The organism is Streptomyces sp. NPDC002742, assembly GCF_042888885.1.
Lineage (GTDB): Bacteria > Actinomycetota > Actinomycetes > Streptomycetales > Streptomycetaceae > Streptomyces.
Genome location: NZ_JBIAQF010000022.1, coordinates 1 through 15,874 on the forward strand (window position 1 = coordinate 1; position 15,874 = coordinate 15,874).

The following is a 15,874-nucleotide window of genomic DNA, read 5'->3' on the forward strand; positions in this document are numbered from 1 at the left end:
CCACCCCCCAGGTCATGCTTTCGACAGGGGGACACAGTCATGCCGGGCCCGGAGGCCAGCGGTCCCGTTGCGGAACCGCGAAGAAGATAACGGGGACGGCTCCGGGCTCCGGGACGGGAACCGGCACCGGTACCGGCACCGGCACCGGCACCGGTACCAGGCTCCGGGGGCTGTCCCGGCGCGGAGGGCGCGTTCCCGGCCGCGGGTGCGTGGGGGCTGGTCGCGCAGTTCCCCGCGCCCCTGCCCCTGTCACCTGGACCGGCGCCAGGAGTCCAGCCCCTCCGGATATCAGCGGGCTCGGACGTCAGCCGTCCGCCGTTTGATGACCGGCGGCAGGGCACAGCCGGAAATCAGTCCCTCCGACGCCTGAGGAGCAGGTGCAGGGCACAGTGCAGATCCAGCCCCCGGCGTTTGGAGCGGGGTCTGGGCACAGCCCGGAACCAGCCCCTCCGGCGTTCGAGGAACGGGGGCAGGGCACAGCCCGGAACCAGCCCCTCCGGCGTTCGAGGAACGGGGGCAGGGCACAGCCCGGATCCAGCCCCTCCGGCGTTTGAGGAGCGGGGTCTGGGGCAGAGCCCCAGGAAGGCCGGTTCAAGAGGGGGCCACCCCCTCACCAAGCCCCCGTGCAACGGCCCCACCGCAAAAGGCGCCCCCGCCAGAGAAAAGCAAGCGCTTAGAAAAGTGCGTCCGGTGTCACACACCAAGACCGGTGACCTCGACGGTACGTACGGGTAACTTCCCAACCAGCCCTGCACACTTCCCGTACGCCAATGGAGCCGTGATGCCCGAAGCCGTGATCGTCTCAGCCACCCGCTCCCCGATCGGCCGCGCCTTCAAGGGCTCCCTGAAGGACGTGCGCCCCGACGACCTGACCGCCACGATCATCGAGGCGGCCCTCGCCAAGGTCCCCGAGCTCGACCCGAAGCTCATCGACGACCTGATGCTCGGCTGTGGCCTCCCCGGCGGCGAGCAGGGCCACAACCTCGGCCGCATCGTGGCCGTGCAGATGGGAATGGACCACCTCCCGGGCTGCACCATCACCCGTTACTGCTCCTCTTCCCTGCAGACCTCCCGCATGGCCCTGCACGCCATCAAGGCGGGCGAGGGCGACGTCTTCATCTCGGCGGGCGTCGAGATGGTGTCGCGTTCGATCAAGGGCACCTCCGACGGCATGCCCGACACCCACAACCCCCTCTTCGCCGACGCCGAGGCCCGCACGCTCGAGGTCGCGCAGTCGGAGGGTTCGACGTGGCACGACCCGCGCGAGGACGGCCTGATCCCGGACGCGTACATCGCGATGGGCCAGACCGCCGAGAACCTGGCCCGCCTCAAGGGCGTCACCCGCCAGGACATGGACGAGTTCGGCGTGCGCTCGCAGAACCTCGCCGAGGAAGCCGTCAAGAACGGCTTCTGGGAGCGCGAGATCACCCCGATCACGACCCCGGACGGAACGGTCGTCAGCAAGGACGACGGCCCGCGCGCGGGTGTGACGCTGGAGGGCGTCCAGGGCCTCAAGCCGGTCTTCCGCCCCGACGGCATGGTCACCGCGGCCAACTGCTGCCCGCTGAACGACGGCGCCGCGGCCCTCGTGATCATGTCCGACACGAAGGCCCGCGAGCTCGGCCTGACCCCGCTCGCCCGCATCGTCTCGACCGGCGTCACCGGCCTCTCCCCCGAGATCATGGGCCTCGGCCCGGTGGAGGCCAGCAAGCAGGCGCTGCGCCGCGCCGGTCTCACCGTCGACGACATCGACCTGTTCGAGATCAACGAGGCCTTCGCCGCCCAGGTGATCCCGAGCTACCGCGACCTGAACATCCCGCTGGACAAGCTGAACGTGAACGGCGGCGCCATCGCCGTCGGCCACCCCTTCGGCATGACCGGCGCCCGCATCACCGGCACGCTGATCAACAGCCTCCAGTTCCACGACAAGCAGTTCGGCCTGGAGACCATGTGCGTCGGTGGCGGCCAGGGCATGGCGATGGTCATCGAGCGTCTCAGCTGACAACGACCACCCGTTTCCGTGACGGGAGTTGAACCCAGCGTGAACGAATCGGCCCAGAAGCCCGTATCCACCGGGCCTCTGGGCCGATTTGTGATCCAATCCCACCCAAGATGTGACCTATGTCCCTACGAATGGGCATTACCGCAGGTCAGAGGCGTTGCGCGGCTAAACCCGAGGCCCAAAGTCCTGTCCTATTCGTGACGTTACGCACTGACAGTTTGATGGTTCGCCCTTCAAGCTGATGTAGGAAGTCGGGGGCCGACTTTGAACCGGGAGTACGTCAGTGAGCGCCATGCCGATTGCTTTGCTGCTCACCACCGCCGCCACCGCGGCCGTGGGCGTCGCCGTTCTGCACACTCTGCAGAGCCTGCGTCGGCAGGTCGCAGCCCTGCACGATGAACTCGCCGAGAGCCGCGCCGGTGCCGCGCGAGGTCTCGTACCCGCCGCGCGCGCAGCCGCCGACGCGGACGAGATACGGATGGCCGTGGCCGAGGCGCTCGCCGACGAGCGGGAGCGGGAGCTCGCCGAGGCGCGGGCCTTCTGGGCCGCTCAGGAAGCGCGTGACGCGTCCGACGCGCCCTCGCTGCTCGGCCTGCCCGACAGCGAACTGTTCCTGCCGCGCCACTCGGACTTCGTCGGCCTCGAGCACCTGGAGCCGGTGACCGAGACGGGCACGGACCTCGAGGAGTTCCTCCAGACCGGCACCGCCGGCGACTCCCCCGAACTCGCCGCGGCCCGCCGCCGCCACCCCTCGCACCCCGACTTCGTCCCCGTCCAGTCACCCGTGGTCAACGACCACGAACGCACGGTGGCCTGCCTGGAGGAGCTCGCCGAGTCCCGTACGGAGCTGGCGGACGTCCGCCCCGGCCCGCTCGGCACCCTCGACGTCTACGTCTTCGCCGACGGTACGACCCTGTGCATGACCCCGGGCCACCGCGAGACCGCGCAGCAGCTCGCCTCGGCCCTGGAGGCCGGCGAGACCCCGGTCCTGCTCGGCGGCTCCGGTGTCTCGGGCGCGTACGCCCTGACCTTCGCCTTCGGCGAGGAGAACGTCTACATCCTGGCGGACCGCGTCATAGCGTCACTGTGACCCGCACGGCCCCGCTGTGAACCCGCCCCCCGAAGCGGGGGCCGGCACAGCGGGAGAGCCGGGCAACCGCGCCGGAGTCGGTCGGCGGATCAGACCCCGGCGCGTTTCTGTGCCTCCGCCACGAGCGTGACCGCTACCGCCAGTTCCTCCTCGTTCTTCAGTACGAGGGCCAAGTCGTGCGCGGCGACCGTGATTTGGTCGGCGGCGGCGAACATCCCGGCGTCGGGCATCTCCCTGGGCTCCCCCGACGGGTCCTCGACCCGCTGGGTGCGCAGCGCGAACTCCCTGGCCAGCCCTAGTGCCTCAGCGGCGGCGCCTCGTTGCAGGCGGCTCTGCGGCGCGGCCCGCAACCGGTCGGCGAAGTGGTCCACGGCACGGGTCAACGGCGTCGTATCCAGCACGCCGCGAGACTACGCGCAGCTGCGGGACTGTTGCCAACAACCCGACCCTCAGGCACGGTGGCGTGAAGGACCGGCTTACATCCCCTTTGCGTTCGGAGGCGCCGATGTCCCAAGTCTTCTCCGAGGAGACCCACCGCAACCTGCTCGCCCGCATCCCCCATTGCACCGGTCGTGAGATCTCCGACTGGCTTCGCACCGTCGACGAAGGACCCGCTCTCTTCCGCTTCGAGGAGAAGGTCAGCTGGCTCCGCGCCGAGCACGACCTCGCGTACGGCCACGCCAAGGCGATCATTCACGAGTACGACCTGAGGAGGGCCGCGCGCAAACTGCTGTGAGCGCGCACCACCGACACGACAGGGCACCCGACGACGAGGGGCCCGCGAACCGGTGGTTCGCGGGCCCCTCAGGTCACCTGACGGCCTGTCCGGCCGTCGGTTCCGCTAGTCGTCGCCGCTGAAGATGGCGACCAGCCGCAGCATCTCCAGGTAGATCCACACGAGGGTCATGGTCAGGCCGAACGCGGCCAGCCAAGCCTCCTCCTTCGGCGCACCGTAGGTGATGCCGTCCTCGATCTGCTTGAAGTCGAGGGTGAGGAAGAACGCGCCGATCAGGATCGCCAGGATGCCGACGATCGCGCCGAGCGGGCCGCTGCTGCGCAGTCCGCCGTCCGGGGCGACACCGAAGGCGACCAGCAGCAGGTTGACCGCCATGACGACGACGAAGGCGATGGCGATGGTCATGCCGATGCGCGCGTACCGCGCGGTCACCCGGATCCAGCCCGCCTTGTAGACGAGCAGGGTGGCGCCGGTGACCGCCATGGTGCCGAGCACGGCCTGGAAGGGCGCGCCGTGCCACACCGAGTTGTACATCTCGCTGACGACCCCGAGGAAGACGCCTTCGAAAGCGGCGTACCCGATGATCAGCGCGGGCGAGGGGGTGCGCTTGAAGGACTGCACCATCGCGAGCACGAAGGCGACCAGCGCGGAGCCGATGGCCAGGCCGTAGCTCGTGCTGGAGACCGGCAGCAGCGCCCAGGCGAGGACGGCGCCCACCACGACGGTGCCGAGCGTCATGGCCGAACGCATGACGACGTCGTCCATCGTCATCCGGCCGGTGGTGACCGGGGCCTGCGGCGGAGCGCCGGGCTGAAGGCCCTGCTGCGCGTAAGGGTTCTGCGCGTACGGGTTCTGCGCGTAGGGGTTGCCGCCCTGCTGGGCGTACGGGTTCCCCTGCGTGCCGACAGCGGGTCCCCCGGCCTGCGGCGCCGCGTTGAAGCCCGCGTAACCGTTGTCGCGGCTGAACCCCCGTCGCGAGAAGACCGGGTTACTGCTCCTCATTTCGCTCCTCCATGGCCACCCTCGTGACCTTGGCTCAAGAGTAATAGGTAGGCAAAGGACTGACCCTAGTGCTTGGGGAGGATCTTTCCCTCGTTGTGCCACGGTACGCGTGCGCCCCCCGCCACGCCCGCACTGGTACGAAGCCGTGACACCGGCCTCGTGGCGCACCGGTGCCCTCTCAAGCGACCTTGATCCCGTCTTGTTCCCGCGGCCCCGCCCCTGCCTTCTCCCGTTCACCGAGAGGGAACCCCGTGTAACCCTCCGCGAGGTCCGCAGCGGCGGCGCGTGAGCTCGTGATCCGCTCCAGGCGGGCCAGCTGGACGCGGTCCTCGAAGGGGCTCGCGGCGGGATCGCGGTGCAGCAGGGACGTCATGTCGTACGAGAAGCGCTCGGCCTGCCAGACCCGGCGCAGACAGGTCTCGGAGTAGGCGTCGAGCCGGTCGGCCGAACCGGTGTCCCTGAGGTGGATCAGGGCGCGGACGAAGGTGACGACGTCGCCGACGGCGAGATTGAGGCCCTTGGCTCCGGTGGGCGGCACGATGTGGGCCGCGTCGCCGGCCAGGAAGAGCCGGCCGTGCCGCATCGGCTCGTGGACGTAACTCCTCATGGGGGTGACGGACTTGGAGGTGATGGGGCCCCGCCGCAACCGCCAGTCGTCGGCGGTCTCCAGACGCCGTTCCAGCTCGTCCCAGATCTCCCTCTCGCTCCACGCCTCGGCGTCCGTCCCCTCGGGCACCTGGAGGTAGAGGCGGGACACCGTGGGTGAACGCATGCTGAGCAGGGCGAAGCCGCGGTCGTGGCGGGCGTAGACGAGCTCGTCGTGCGAAGGCGGGACGTCGGCGAGGATGCCGAGCCAGCCGAAGGGGTACGAGCGTTCGAAGGTGCGGGAGAGCGCGGCGGGCACGGCCTTGCGGGCGACACCCCAGAAGCCGTCACACCCGACGACGTAGTCGCACTCCAGTACGCCCTCGCGCCCCTCGTGCCTGAACCGCACGCGAGCCCGGTCGCCCTCGGCTCCCTCGACGGCCAGCGCCTCCGCCTCGAAGATCAGCGGCCCGCCCTCCTCGAGCTGCAGCGCGATGAGGTCCTTGCACACCTCCGTCTGCGCGTACACCATCACGGACCGCCCGCCGGTGAGCGCCGGGAAGTCGATCCGGTGCCGCTCCCCCCGGTACCGCAGCTCGATCCCGTCGTGCCGCAGCCCCTCCCGGTCCATCCGCTCCCCGGCCCCGGCGGCCCTCAGCACGTCCACGGTCCCCTGCTCCAGAATCCCGGCCCGCTGCCGCCGCTCCACATAGGCCCGGTCCCGGCTCTCCAGGACGACGGACTCGATCCCGGCCCGGTGCAGCAGCCGAGCCAGCAGCAGCCCGGCCGGCCCGGCCCCGACGATCCCCACAGTGGTACGCATAGAACCGCCCCCTCAATGTTCGCCCAGTGAAATTTCCTTCACCTTTCCATTGCCGCGAGTCTCCGCCGCCACAGGACCACTGTCAACGGCCGGGACATCCATCCATGGAGGGATCGGCGACCTGCGTCAACGCCAGAAAGTGCAGCCGGCGGGCCACGCTCGGAGTGTTCCGACTGTGGCCCGCGTCCCGCGTCGCAGGTGCGAGAAGTGCCCGGAACCGGACTTGAACCGGTACGCCCGCGAGGGGCAGCGAGGTTTAAGCTCGCCGTGTCTGCATTCCACCATCCGGGCAGACCGTGGGCTCCGCATCGAGGTTCCGAGCCTATCGGGGCGCATCACCCGAACAGCGGGCACGCGAACCGATGTTGTCTTATTTTATTGACGTCTGAGGGTGCATCAGCACGCGGTAAAGGCCGTCAGCACTTGCCAACAGCCTTTCGGACGCGCCGGGCCCGTGTACGCGGATTGACGGAATTTCACCGTCCGAACACGATCGGAACGAGCCTCGGACGAGATCCCGGACGGACTCCCCGAAGAGCGACCGCGCGACGCGCACTCCCCGAGGCCTCGCGACACCCTTGCTGACGGACTCCCAGGGGTCTTCGCCGCGTCCCGACCCGGACGGCTCTCAGGGGAGCTCCGTCATCCCCAGGTATGACGCAACCGCTCCCGGTCCGACCCCAGGCTGCCTCCGGAACCGGAACAGCGGGTGACTACATGGCGCGGATCGGCACGGACGATGGAACACGTCCCCATCAACGTCGTCGTCCCGACAGGAGCACCCTCCCGTGACCACCACTCCCCTCGCCGGCACAAGCACCGCGGTCGCAGCCCGCGCCACGGAACTGTCGAAGGTCTACGGGCAGGGCGAGACCCAGGTGATCGCCCTCGACCGGGTCAGCGTCGACTTCCGGCAGGCCGAGTTCACCGCGATCATGGGCCCCTCGGGGTCCGGCAAGTCCACGCTGATGCACTGCGTGGCGGGACTGGACACCTTCTCCTCCGGCTCGGTGCGCATCGGCGACACCGAGCTCGGCTCCCTGAAGGACAAGCAGCTCACCAAGTTGCGCCGGGACAAGATCGGCTTCATCTTCCAGGCGTTCAACCTGCTGCCGACCCTGACGGCGCTGGAGAACATCACACTTCCGATGGACATCGCGGGCCGCAAACCCGACCAGGAGTGGCTGGACAAGGTCATCAAGATGATCGGCCTGGCCGACCGGTTGAGCCACCGCCCCTCCCAGCTCTCCGGCGGCCAGCAGCAGCGCGTCGCGGTCGCCCGCGCCCTCGCCTCCCGCCCCGACATCATCTTCGGCGACGAACCGACCGGAAACCTCGACTCGCGCTCCGGCGCCGAGGTCCTCGGCTTCCTGCGCAACTCCGTACGGGAGCTGGGCCAGACCGTGGTGATGGTGACTCACGACCCGGTGGCCGCCGCCTACGCGGACCGAGTCGTCTTCCTCGCCGACGGACGGATCGTCGACGAGCTGTACGAGCCGACCGCCGACTCCGTCCTGGACCTCATGCGGACGCTTCCCGGGGGAAACCCCCAGACCTCCGCATCCGACGGCAGGGACCGCACGAGCTGACGCCCCACCGGCCCGCTCACCCCGGCATCCCTAACATCCCGGCACTCCGGCACTCCGGCACTCCGGCACTCCGGCGCCCGCACTCCGAGCCCTGAGCCCTGAGCGCCGAGCGCCGAGCGCCGCACTTCTTCCGCGCTTCCTCCGCGCCCCTCCCACGCGCTCCCCGTGCCCGCCCGCGGCCTACCGCGCCCCGCGCGCGCCGGCCCGCGGTTTCCCGCGCCCTCCCGCGACTCCTGGACTGAGAAGACCCATGTTCCGTACCGCCCTGCGCAACGTATCCGCGCACAAGGCCAGGCTCCTGATGACCGTGCTCGCCGTCCTGCTCGGCGTCGCGTTCGTGTCGGGGACCCTGGTCTTCACCAACACCATCTCGGACGCCTACCAGAAGAGCTCCGCCAAGGGCTTCGACCAGGTCGACGTGGCCATCCACCCGGAGCGCGCGGCGGACACGGGCGACACCGTCGGCCGGACGCAGAAGCTGACGCAGCCGCTGCTCGACAAGGCGGCCGGAGCGCCGGGAGCCGCCTCCGCGATCGGTGTCGTCAACGGCTTCACCGCCCTCGCCGACAAGGACGGCAAGCTGATCGGTGGCGGCTTCCAGTCGCAGGGCGGCAACTACTGGAGCGGGAAGGACGGTGGGAAGGACCCCCGCTACCCGCTCACGGCCGGGCACGCGCCCCACGGCACGGGCGAGGTCGCGATCGACGCGGAGACCGCGAAGCGGGCCGGCTACCAGGTCGGCGACACCGTACGTCTTTCGGTCGACGGCCCCGTCCTCAAGCCCGTGGTCACCGGCATCTTCACCACCGACGACGGCAATGTGGCCGCGGGCGGCAGCCTCACCCTGTTCGACACGGCGACCGCGCAGCGGCTGTTCCACTCGGTCGGCTCCTACGACGAGATCGACGTGAAGGCCGCGCCGGGCACCAGCCAGGCCGCGCTGCGCGACGCGCTCGACGAGGTCGTACCGAAGGACGTCGCCTCCACCACGACCGGCCGGAAGCTCGCCGCCGACCAGGCCGAGCAGATCGCCTCGGCGATGAGCGGCATGAAGACGGGCCTGCTGGTCTTCGCCGGGATCGCGCTGTTCGTCGGCACGTTCATCATCGCCAACACCTTCACCATGCTGGTCGCCCAGCGCACCAAGGAACTGGCCCTCCTGCGCGCCGTCGGCGCCTCCCGTCGCCAGGTCACCCGGTCGGTGCTGATCGAGGCGTTCGTGGTCGGCACGGTCGCCGCCGTCGGCGGGCTCGCCGCGGGCACCGGCATCGGCGCCGCAATGCGCTCCCTGATGGGCACGCTGGGCGCCACGGTGCCGGACGGCCCGCTGGTCGTCTCGCCCGGCACGGTCGCCACGGCGCTGCTCGTCGGCGTCCTCATCACGATGCTGGCCGCGTGGCTGCCGGGCCGCCGCGCCGCGAAGATCCCGCCGGTCGCCGCCATGAGCAGTGTCCACGCGAAGGCGACGACGAAGTCCCTGGTCCTGCGGAACACGATCGGCGCCCTGTTCGCGGGCGCGGGTGTCGCCGTCGTCCTCTACGCGACGACCATGGACGGCTCGGACGGCCAGGCCCCGATGGGCCTCGGCGCCGTGCTGCTCATCATCGGCGTCTTCGTCCTCACGCCGCTGCTGTCCCGTCCGATGATCGCCGCGGCGGCTCCCGTCCTGCGTGTCTTCGGGATCTCCGGCAAGCTGGCCCGGCAGAACTCGGTGCGCAACCCGCGCCGTACGGCCGCCACCGCCTCCGCGCTGATGATCGGCCTCACCCTGATCACCGGCATGACGGTGATGGCCGGCAGCCTGCAGAGGTCGATCGACAAGATGGCCAGCTCTGCGATCAAGGCGGACTACGTCGTGTCGATGGCGAACGGCAACTCCCTCTCCCCGGACGTCGAGAAGAGGCTCGCCTCGGTCGACGGGGTCACCGACACCAGCTCGCTGAGCAACGCCCCCGCCCGCATCGACCGCCGGACCGAGTTCCTGACCGGCGTCAACGGCGCGGCCATCGGCAAGCTCACCGACCTCGCCGTCGTCGACGGCGCGTTCCGGATCGGGGGCGCAGGCGTGGCGGTCGACTCGGACACCGCCAAGTCCCATGGCTGGAAGGCCGGTTCCGACTTCGAGGTCTCCTACGAGGACGGCAAGAAGGGGAACCTGACCGTCGCCGGGGTCTACGAGGCCAACGAAATGGTCCGCGGCATCATCCTCGACAACGCCACCCTCTCCCCGCACCGGCGCGACGCCTCCGGCATGCAGATCATGCAGGTCATGCTGAAGACGTCGAACGGCGCGTCCGCAGCGACCAAGGACAGGCTGGAGAAGGCCCTCGACGACAACCCGGCCATCAAGGTCCAGGACAAGCAGGACATCTCCGACAGCATCGCGAAGGCGTTCACGTTGGTGCTCAACATGCTCTACGGCCTGCTGGCGATGGCGGTCGTCGTCGCTGTCCTCGGTGTCATCAACACCCTCGCCATGTCGGTCTTCGAGCGCTCGCAGGAGATCGGGATGCTCCGCGCGATCGGCCTGGACCGCAAGGCCGTCAAGCGGATGGTCCGTCTGGAGTCCCTGGTCATCTCGCTCTTCGGCGGCGTCCTCGGCATCGGTCTCGGCGTGTTCTTCGGTTGGGCGGCCGGCCGGTTGCTGGGCAGCAAGATGCCGACGTACGAACTGGTCCTGCCCTGGGGCCGGATGGCGGTCTTCCTCCTCCTCGCGGCGGCCGTCGGCGTCCTGGCGGCGCTGTGGCCGGCCCGCCGGGCGGCCCGACTGAACATGCTGACGGCGATCAAGTCGGAGTAACGGGGCGAGCGACGGGGCGGCGGGACCGGAAGCGGCCGGCCGCGCGACGCACAGGGAGGGGGTCCCGTTCCGGAGGGAACGGGACCCCCTTGCGCATTCGGTCTCTGTAAGGCCTCAGTTCCAGGTTCTCGCCCGCAGCGGCATCCCGGACGAGCCCGTCCGGTCCGGGGTCTTGATCGCCAGGACCTGGTTGACGCCGATCTGGTTGCGTTCGAAGGCGACCGCGCTGGCCGCCATGTACAGGCGCCAGACACGGGCCCGGCCGACACCGGACAGCCGGACGGCACGGGACCACCCGGCCTCCAGATTGGCGACCCAGCGGCGCAAGGTGAGCGCGTAGTGCTCGCGCAGGGCCTCGACGTCACGCACCTCGAACCCGGCCCGTTCGAGCTGGGTCACGGTCGTCCCGACGGGCGCGAGTTCGCCGTCGGGGAACACATAGGCGTCGATGAACGGGTCGACGGCGTACGACGACTCGTCGCGCTGCGGCCGCCGCGCGATCTGGTGGTTGAGCAGCCGCCCGCCGGGCTTGAGGAGGCTGTTCAGCACCTCCGCGTACTCCAGGTAGCGCTCGGCGCCGACGTGTTCGGCCATGCCGATGGAGGAGATCGCGTCGTAGGGCCCGTCGGTGACGTCCCGGTAGTCCTGAACCCTGATCTCCACCCGGTCGGTCAGGCCCTCTTCCGCGACCCGTTTACGGGCGTACGCGGCCTGTTCCTGCGACAGCGTCACCCCGACCACGGTCGTACCGTGCTCGCGGGCGGCGTGGATGGCCATCGAGCCCCAGCCGCAGCCGACGTCGAGGAGCCGCCGACCGGGCTTCAGGGCCAGCTTCCGGGCGACGAGTTCGAGCTTGTCGCGCTGGGCCTCCTCCAGAGTGCCGCCCTCCTCCCAGTAGGCGCACGAGTAGACCATGGAGGGGCCGAGGACGATCTCGTAGAAGTCGTTGCCGACGTCGTAGTGGTGGCTGATGGCGCTGCGGTCGCTGCGCCTGGTGTGCAGGTGGCGGCGCCGACGCACCTCCTCGGCGGGCGGGGCGGGCGGCAGTGGCAGCCTGGCCATCCTCACCAGCCCGCGGGCCGCGGCGCGCACCTCGGGGTCACGCAGCGCCGCCCCGAACCCGCGCGCGTCCTCGGGGCGCTCCCACACGAGCCCGGAGATCAGGTCCAGGGCGGTGTACAGGTCCCCCTCGACGCCGAGGTCACCCGAGACCCAGGCGCGGGCGAGTCCCAACTCGCCCGGCTTCCAAAGCAGTCGGCGCAGGGCCCGCCGGTTGCGGACGACGAGCACCGGAGCTGCGGGCGGACCCGCTTCCGAACCGTCCCAGGCGCGCACGCGCAACGGGAGCGGGGCTCCCAGCAACTGTTCGACAAGGCCTTTGAGACGCGGCGCGGCGTCCTGCATGGCGTACACCTCCGAGACAGCACTCCCGAACGCTCCGACACCACGTAAACATCTACCCCGTCAGCGGGCAGTCCCGCTTCCACGACACAGATTCGCAAAAATGTGTGTACGCGCCACACTTTGAACGCCGCACCCACCTCGGCGGGCACGGCGCGCCGCCCGGGCCGGGGAAACGCCGAAGGGGCCGCCCGCACCACGGATGGCGGGCGGCCCCTTCGGGGCGTTCGGTGACCGGAGGTCAGGAGGCCTTGGCCTTCGCCTCGGTCTTGGCGGCGGGCGCCGGGGCGGCCGCGGCCGGAGCCGGCTTGGCGGCCTCGTAGAACTCCTCGCGGGGAGTCTCCATGGCGCCGAGGGAGACGACCTCGCGCTTGAGGAACATCGCGAGCGTCCAGTCCGCGAAGACGCGGATCTTGCGGTTCCAGGTCGGCATGGCCAGACCGTGGTAGCCGCGGTGCATGTACCAGGCGAGACGGCCCTTGAGCTTGATCTTCGTCTTGCCCAGGACGATCATCGCGACGCCCTTGTGGAGACCGAGACCGGCCACGGCGCCCTTGTTGGCGTGCGCGTACTCCTTCTGCGGGAAGCCCCGCATACCGGAGATCACGTTGTCACCGAGGATCTTGGCCTGACGCAGCGCGTGCTGCGCGTTCGGCGGGCACCAGGCGTTCTCGACACCGGCCTTGCGGGCGGCGACGTCCGGCACCTGGGCGTTGTCGCCCGCGGCCCAGATGTAGTCCGTGCCCTGCACCTGGAGGGTGGTCTGGGTGTCCACGTGGCCACGCGGGCCGAGCGGCAGGCCGAAGCGGGAGAGAACGGGGTTCGGCTTGACGCCGGCCGTCCAGACGATCGTGTTGGAGTCGACCTCGAGGCCGTTCTTCAGCACCACGTGACCGTCGACGCAGGAGTCCATGGAGGTGGAGAGGTAGATCTCCACACCGCGGCTCTCCAGGTGCTCCTTGCCGTACTGGCCGAGCTTGGGGCCGACCTCGGGGAGGATCTTGTCCGCGGCGTCGACGAGGACGAAGCGCATGTCCTCGCGGGACACGCTGCTGTAGTACTTGGCCGCGTCGCGGGCCATGTCCTCGACTTCACCGATGGTCTCGGCGCCGGCGAAGCCGCCACCCACGAAGACGAAGGTCAGCGCCTTGCGGCGGACGTCCTCGTCCGTGGTGGAGTCGGCCTTGTCGAGCTGCTCGAGAACGTGGTTGCGCAGGCCGATGGCCTCCTCGATGCCCTTCATGCCGATGCCCTGTTCGGCGAGGCCGGGGATCGGGAAGGTGCGGGAGACCGCGCCCATCGCGATGACGAGGTAGTCGAAAGGCAGCTCGTACGCCTCGCCCACGAGGGGGGCGACCGTGGCGACCTTGCGGTCCTGGTCGATGGTGGTGACCCGGCCGGTGAGGACCTCCGCCTTGGGAAGTACACGTCGCAGCGGGACGACGACGTGCCGCGGGGAGATGCTGCCGGCGGCGGCTTCGGGGAGGAAGGGCTGGTAGGTCATGTACGACCGGGGATCGACGACCGTGACGGTCGCCTCTCCGTAGCGCATCTGCTTGAGGATGCGCCGAGCTGCGTACAGGCCTACGTACCCACCGCCTACTACGAGGATCCTGGGACGCTCCGTGGTGCTCATGCCATCGAGTATCCACCCGCTTCAGGGGGGTCGCTCGTGCGCCCCTTCACAAGCTTGGGCAGGGCCTCTGCTACACTCCGCGGCCCGCGTGATCAAGGTCATGGCGGGCGGGGGAAACCACCGTACGGTTCGTACCGTTGTCAACACCGCGTGAGCTGCGGTCCAAGCCATTCGGCCCAGCGGACCACGCCTCTGTTTCACCACCCGGAAACACGGTCGCAACGCTCCATCGAGCATGCCGCCCGACCGCCTGAGCCCTACGGAAGGGCCCAAGTTGCCGCTTCCTCGTCCAGCAGGACCTTTTTCCTTGTGAAGAACTTCACGAAGTTTCTCGACGGGGCCCCGCCGGAGGGGTTCCGCGACCCCCTGGAGCACGCTCATACGTTATCCGACCCGCTCAGCCGAGGCTACTGATCGGTAGCGAACGAGACCTGAACCACGTGCGCGCGACACCGCCGGACACCCCGTCCGGAGCACCCCACGGCCTCCTGTGAATCCCGGAAGGACGACGGCCCCGGTTCCCTCGGGAAGAGGTACCGGGGCCGCCTCACGTCCGCTCTCGGCGCGTCACCGCGCGTCAGCCGCCCTGCCCGCCCGCTTCGGCGTCCTCCGCCACCTTGAAGGCGATGCCGTCGAGGATGTCGTGCTCGCTGACCACGACCTCCTCCGCTCCGGTCCGCTCCATGATCGAGAGCAGCACGAGGGCGCCCGCGCCGATCACGTCCACCCGTCCCGGGTGCATCGAGCCGATCGCCGCGCGTTCGGCGTGCGTGGAGCGCAGCAGCCACTCGGTGATCTCGCGGACGCGGGTGAGGGAGACCCGCGAGTGGTGGATCCTCTCGGAGTCGTACTCGGCGAGGTCCAGCGCGATCGCCGCGATCGTGGTGACCGAGCCGGCCAGCCCCACCAGCGTGCGCGCCTCGCGCAGCGGGACCGTCTCCTCGGCGAGGTCGAGGGCGGCCTCGATGTCGGCGCGCATGGCCGCGACCTGGTCGGCGGTGGGCGGATCGGTCACGGCGCCGTCGTGCACGAGGTGACGTTCCGTCATCCGTACGCAGCCGATGTCCACGGAGCGTGCCGCGCGCACGTGGTCGGCGCCGACGACGAACTCGGTCGAACCGCCGCCGATGTCCACGACCAGGTAGGGCGTGGCGAGGTCTTCGCGCCCGGCCAGCTCCTTGGTCGCACCGGTGAAGGAGAACTCCGCCTCCTGGTCCCCGGTGACGACCTCCGGCTCGACGCCGAGGATGTCCAGCACGCCGCTCACGAACTCGTCCCGGTTCTCGGCGTCCCGGGAGGCGGAGGTGGCGACGAAGCGGAGCCGCTCGGCGCCGTGCTCCTTGATGGCCGCCGCGTACTCGCGGCAGGCGGCGAAGGTCCGCTCCAGCGCCTCGGGGGCGAGCCGGCCGGTGCGGTCGACGCCCTGGCCCAGCCGGACGATGGTCATCCGCCGGTCCAGGTCGACGAGTTCGCCCGTCGCCGGATCGGCGTCGGCCACCAGGAGCCGGATGGAGTTCGTACCGCAGTCGACGGCGGCGACGCGGGTCATCGCTCGTCCTCGCCGGACGCGGCGGACTCGCCCGAATCGACGGGCTTGAAGGCGAAGTGGCCGGCGTCGGCGCCCTCTCCGGTCGTCTCCACCTGCCACCCCTCACCGGTGGGCGGTCCGGGGAGCGTCACGCAGGCACCCTTGCGCCACCACTCGGGCAGCATCGCGATGGCCTCGTCGCCGAGCGGGTTGACGCCCGGCCCCGCGGCCAGCGAGTGGGCGACCAGGACGTGCAGGCACTTCACCCGGTCAGGCATGCCGCCCGCGCTCGGGAAGCCCGCCAGGACCTCGATGGCGTCCCGTCGCGCGATGTAGTCCTCGTGGGCGGCGCGGTAGGCCGCGGCCAGCTCGGGATCGGTGGCCAGCCGGTCGGTCATCTCCTTCATGACCCCGTTGGCCTCCAGCGTCCCGATCGCGGACGCGGCCCGCGGGCACGTCAGGTAGTACGTGGTCGGGAACGGCGTCCCGTCGGGGAGGCGGGGCGCCGTCTCCACCACGTCCGGCTGACCGCAGGGGCAGCGGTGCACGATCGCGCGCAGCCCGCGCGGCGGCCGGCCGAGCTGCTGCTTGAAGGCCTCGACGTCGCCGTCGGTGGGCTCGGTGCGCGGGGTGGTGGGGGGTGGCGTTTCCATGCCGTGAGTCACGTGTCTTTCTGGTCAGT

12 protein-coding genes and 1 tRNA gene are annotated in these 15,874 nt (G+C 70.1%); 5 read left to right on the forward strand and 8 right to left on the reverse strand.

The genetic code is table 11. From position 1 onward, the window contains the following. The first annotated feature begins 781 nt into the window (after positions 1 to 781). Together ACFYW8_RS31950 and ACFYW8_RS31955 are read left to right on the forward strand one after the other, a co-directional pair. Positions 782 to 2,002, forward strand: a complete 1,221-nt coding sequence (locus ACFYW8_RS31950; protein ID WP_365876433.1) for an acetyl-CoA C-acetyltransferase — start codon at positions 782 to 784, stop codon at positions 2,000 to 2,002. A 283-nt stretch (positions 2,003 to 2,285) separates the two neighbouring features. Further along, on the forward strand, positions 2,286 to 3,092 hold the full coding sequence (locus tag ACFYW8_RS31955) for a hypothetical protein (RefSeq protein ID WP_389085144.1): 807 nt from the start codon (positions 2,286 to 2,288) through the stop codon (positions 3,090 to 3,092). Positions 3,093 to 3,181: 89 nt separating this feature from the next. Here the strand turns inward: ACFYW8_RS31955 and ACFYW8_RS31960 are convergent, their stop codons facing one another. Further along, positions 3,182 to 3,493, reverse strand: a complete 312-nt coding sequence (locus ACFYW8_RS31960) for a hypothetical protein (RefSeq protein WP_365876437.1) — start codon at positions 3,491 to 3,493, stop codon at positions 3,182 to 3,184. 104 nt (positions 3,494 to 3,597) lie between these two features. On the opposite strand from ACFYW8_RS31960, the gene ACFYW8_RS31965 reads away from it, so the two are divergent. After that, a complete protein-coding gene (locus ACFYW8_RS31965; protein ID WP_103550712.1) occupies positions 3,598 to 3,828 on the forward strand; it encodes a DUF4287 domain-containing protein in 231 nt (76 codons plus the stop codon). 105 nt (positions 3,829 to 3,933) lie between these two features. Here ACFYW8_RS31965 and ACFYW8_RS31970 read toward each other — a convergent pair whose 3' ends face one another. From ACFYW8_RS31970 to ACFYW8_RS31980, 3 genes are all read right to left on the reverse strand, one after another. Beyond that, positions 3,934 to 4,830, reverse strand: a complete 897-nt coding sequence (locus ACFYW8_RS31970) for a Bax inhibitor-1/YccA family protein (protein ID WP_389085155.1) — start codon at positions 4,828 to 4,830, stop codon at positions 3,934 to 3,936. A gap of 178 nt (positions 4,831 to 5,008) precedes the next feature. Then, complete coding sequence (locus ACFYW8_RS31975) at positions 5,009 to 6,238, reverse strand: 4-hydroxybenzoate 3-monooxygenase (RefSeq protein WP_389085159.1); 1,230 nt, start codon at positions 6,236 to 6,238, stop codon at positions 5,009 to 5,011. A gap of 208 nt (positions 6,239 to 6,446) precedes the next feature. Beyond that, positions 6,447 to 6,529, reverse strand: a tRNA-Leu gene (locus tag ACFYW8_RS31980). A 497-nt stretch (positions 6,530 to 7,026) separates the two neighbouring features. Between ACFYW8_RS31980 and ACFYW8_RS31985 the strand changes: the two genes are divergently transcribed. Together ACFYW8_RS31985 and ACFYW8_RS31990 are read left to right on the forward strand one after the other, a co-directional pair. Beyond that, positions 7,027 to 7,827: an ABC transporter ATP-binding protein gene (locus ACFYW8_RS31985; RefSeq protein ID WP_365876443.1), complete on the forward strand. Its 801-nt coding sequence runs from the start codon at positions 7,027 to 7,029 to the stop codon at positions 7,825 to 7,827. A 250-nt stretch (positions 7,828 to 8,077) separates the two neighbouring features. Further along, positions 8,078 to 10,627: an ABC transporter permease gene (locus ACFYW8_RS31990; protein ID WP_389085167.1), complete on the forward strand. Its 2,550-nt coding sequence runs from the start codon at positions 8,078 to 8,080 to the stop codon at positions 10,625 to 10,627. Between the two features lie 114 nt (positions 10,628 to 10,741). Here ACFYW8_RS31990 and ACFYW8_RS31995 read toward each other — a convergent pair whose 3' ends face one another. The 4 genes from ACFYW8_RS31995 to ACFYW8_RS32010 all read right to left on the reverse strand — a co-directional run bounded on the left by ACFYW8_RS31995 (position 10,742) and on the right by ACFYW8_RS32010 (position 15,845). After that, the gene (locus ACFYW8_RS31995) at positions 10,742 to 12,031 is read right to left on the reverse strand and encodes a class I SAM-dependent methyltransferase (protein ID WP_389085172.1); all 1,290 of its coding nucleotides are present in this window, start codon (positions 12,029 to 12,031) and stop codon (positions 10,742 to 10,744) included. Positions 12,032 to 12,269: 238 nt separating this feature from the next. Next, positions 12,270 to 13,664, reverse strand: coding sequence for an NAD(P)/FAD-dependent oxidoreductase (locus tag ACFYW8_RS32000; RefSeq protein ID WP_365876449.1), 1,395 nt, complete (start codon positions 13,662 to 13,664; stop codon positions 12,270 to 12,272). Between the two features lie 577 nt (positions 13,665 to 14,241). After that, complete coding sequence (locus ACFYW8_RS32005) at positions 14,242 to 15,213, reverse strand: exopolyphosphatase (protein WP_389085180.1); 972 nt, start codon at positions 15,211 to 15,213, stop codon at positions 14,242 to 14,244. Further along, positions 15,210 to 15,845, reverse strand: coding sequence for a DUF501 domain-containing protein (locus ACFYW8_RS32010; protein WP_389085185.1), 636 nt, complete (start codon positions 15,843 to 15,845; stop codon positions 15,210 to 15,212). The genes ACFYW8_RS32005 and ACFYW8_RS32010 overlap by 4 nt, the downstream gene beginning before the upstream one ends. Between the last annotated feature and the right edge of the window lie 29 nt (positions 15,846 to 15,874).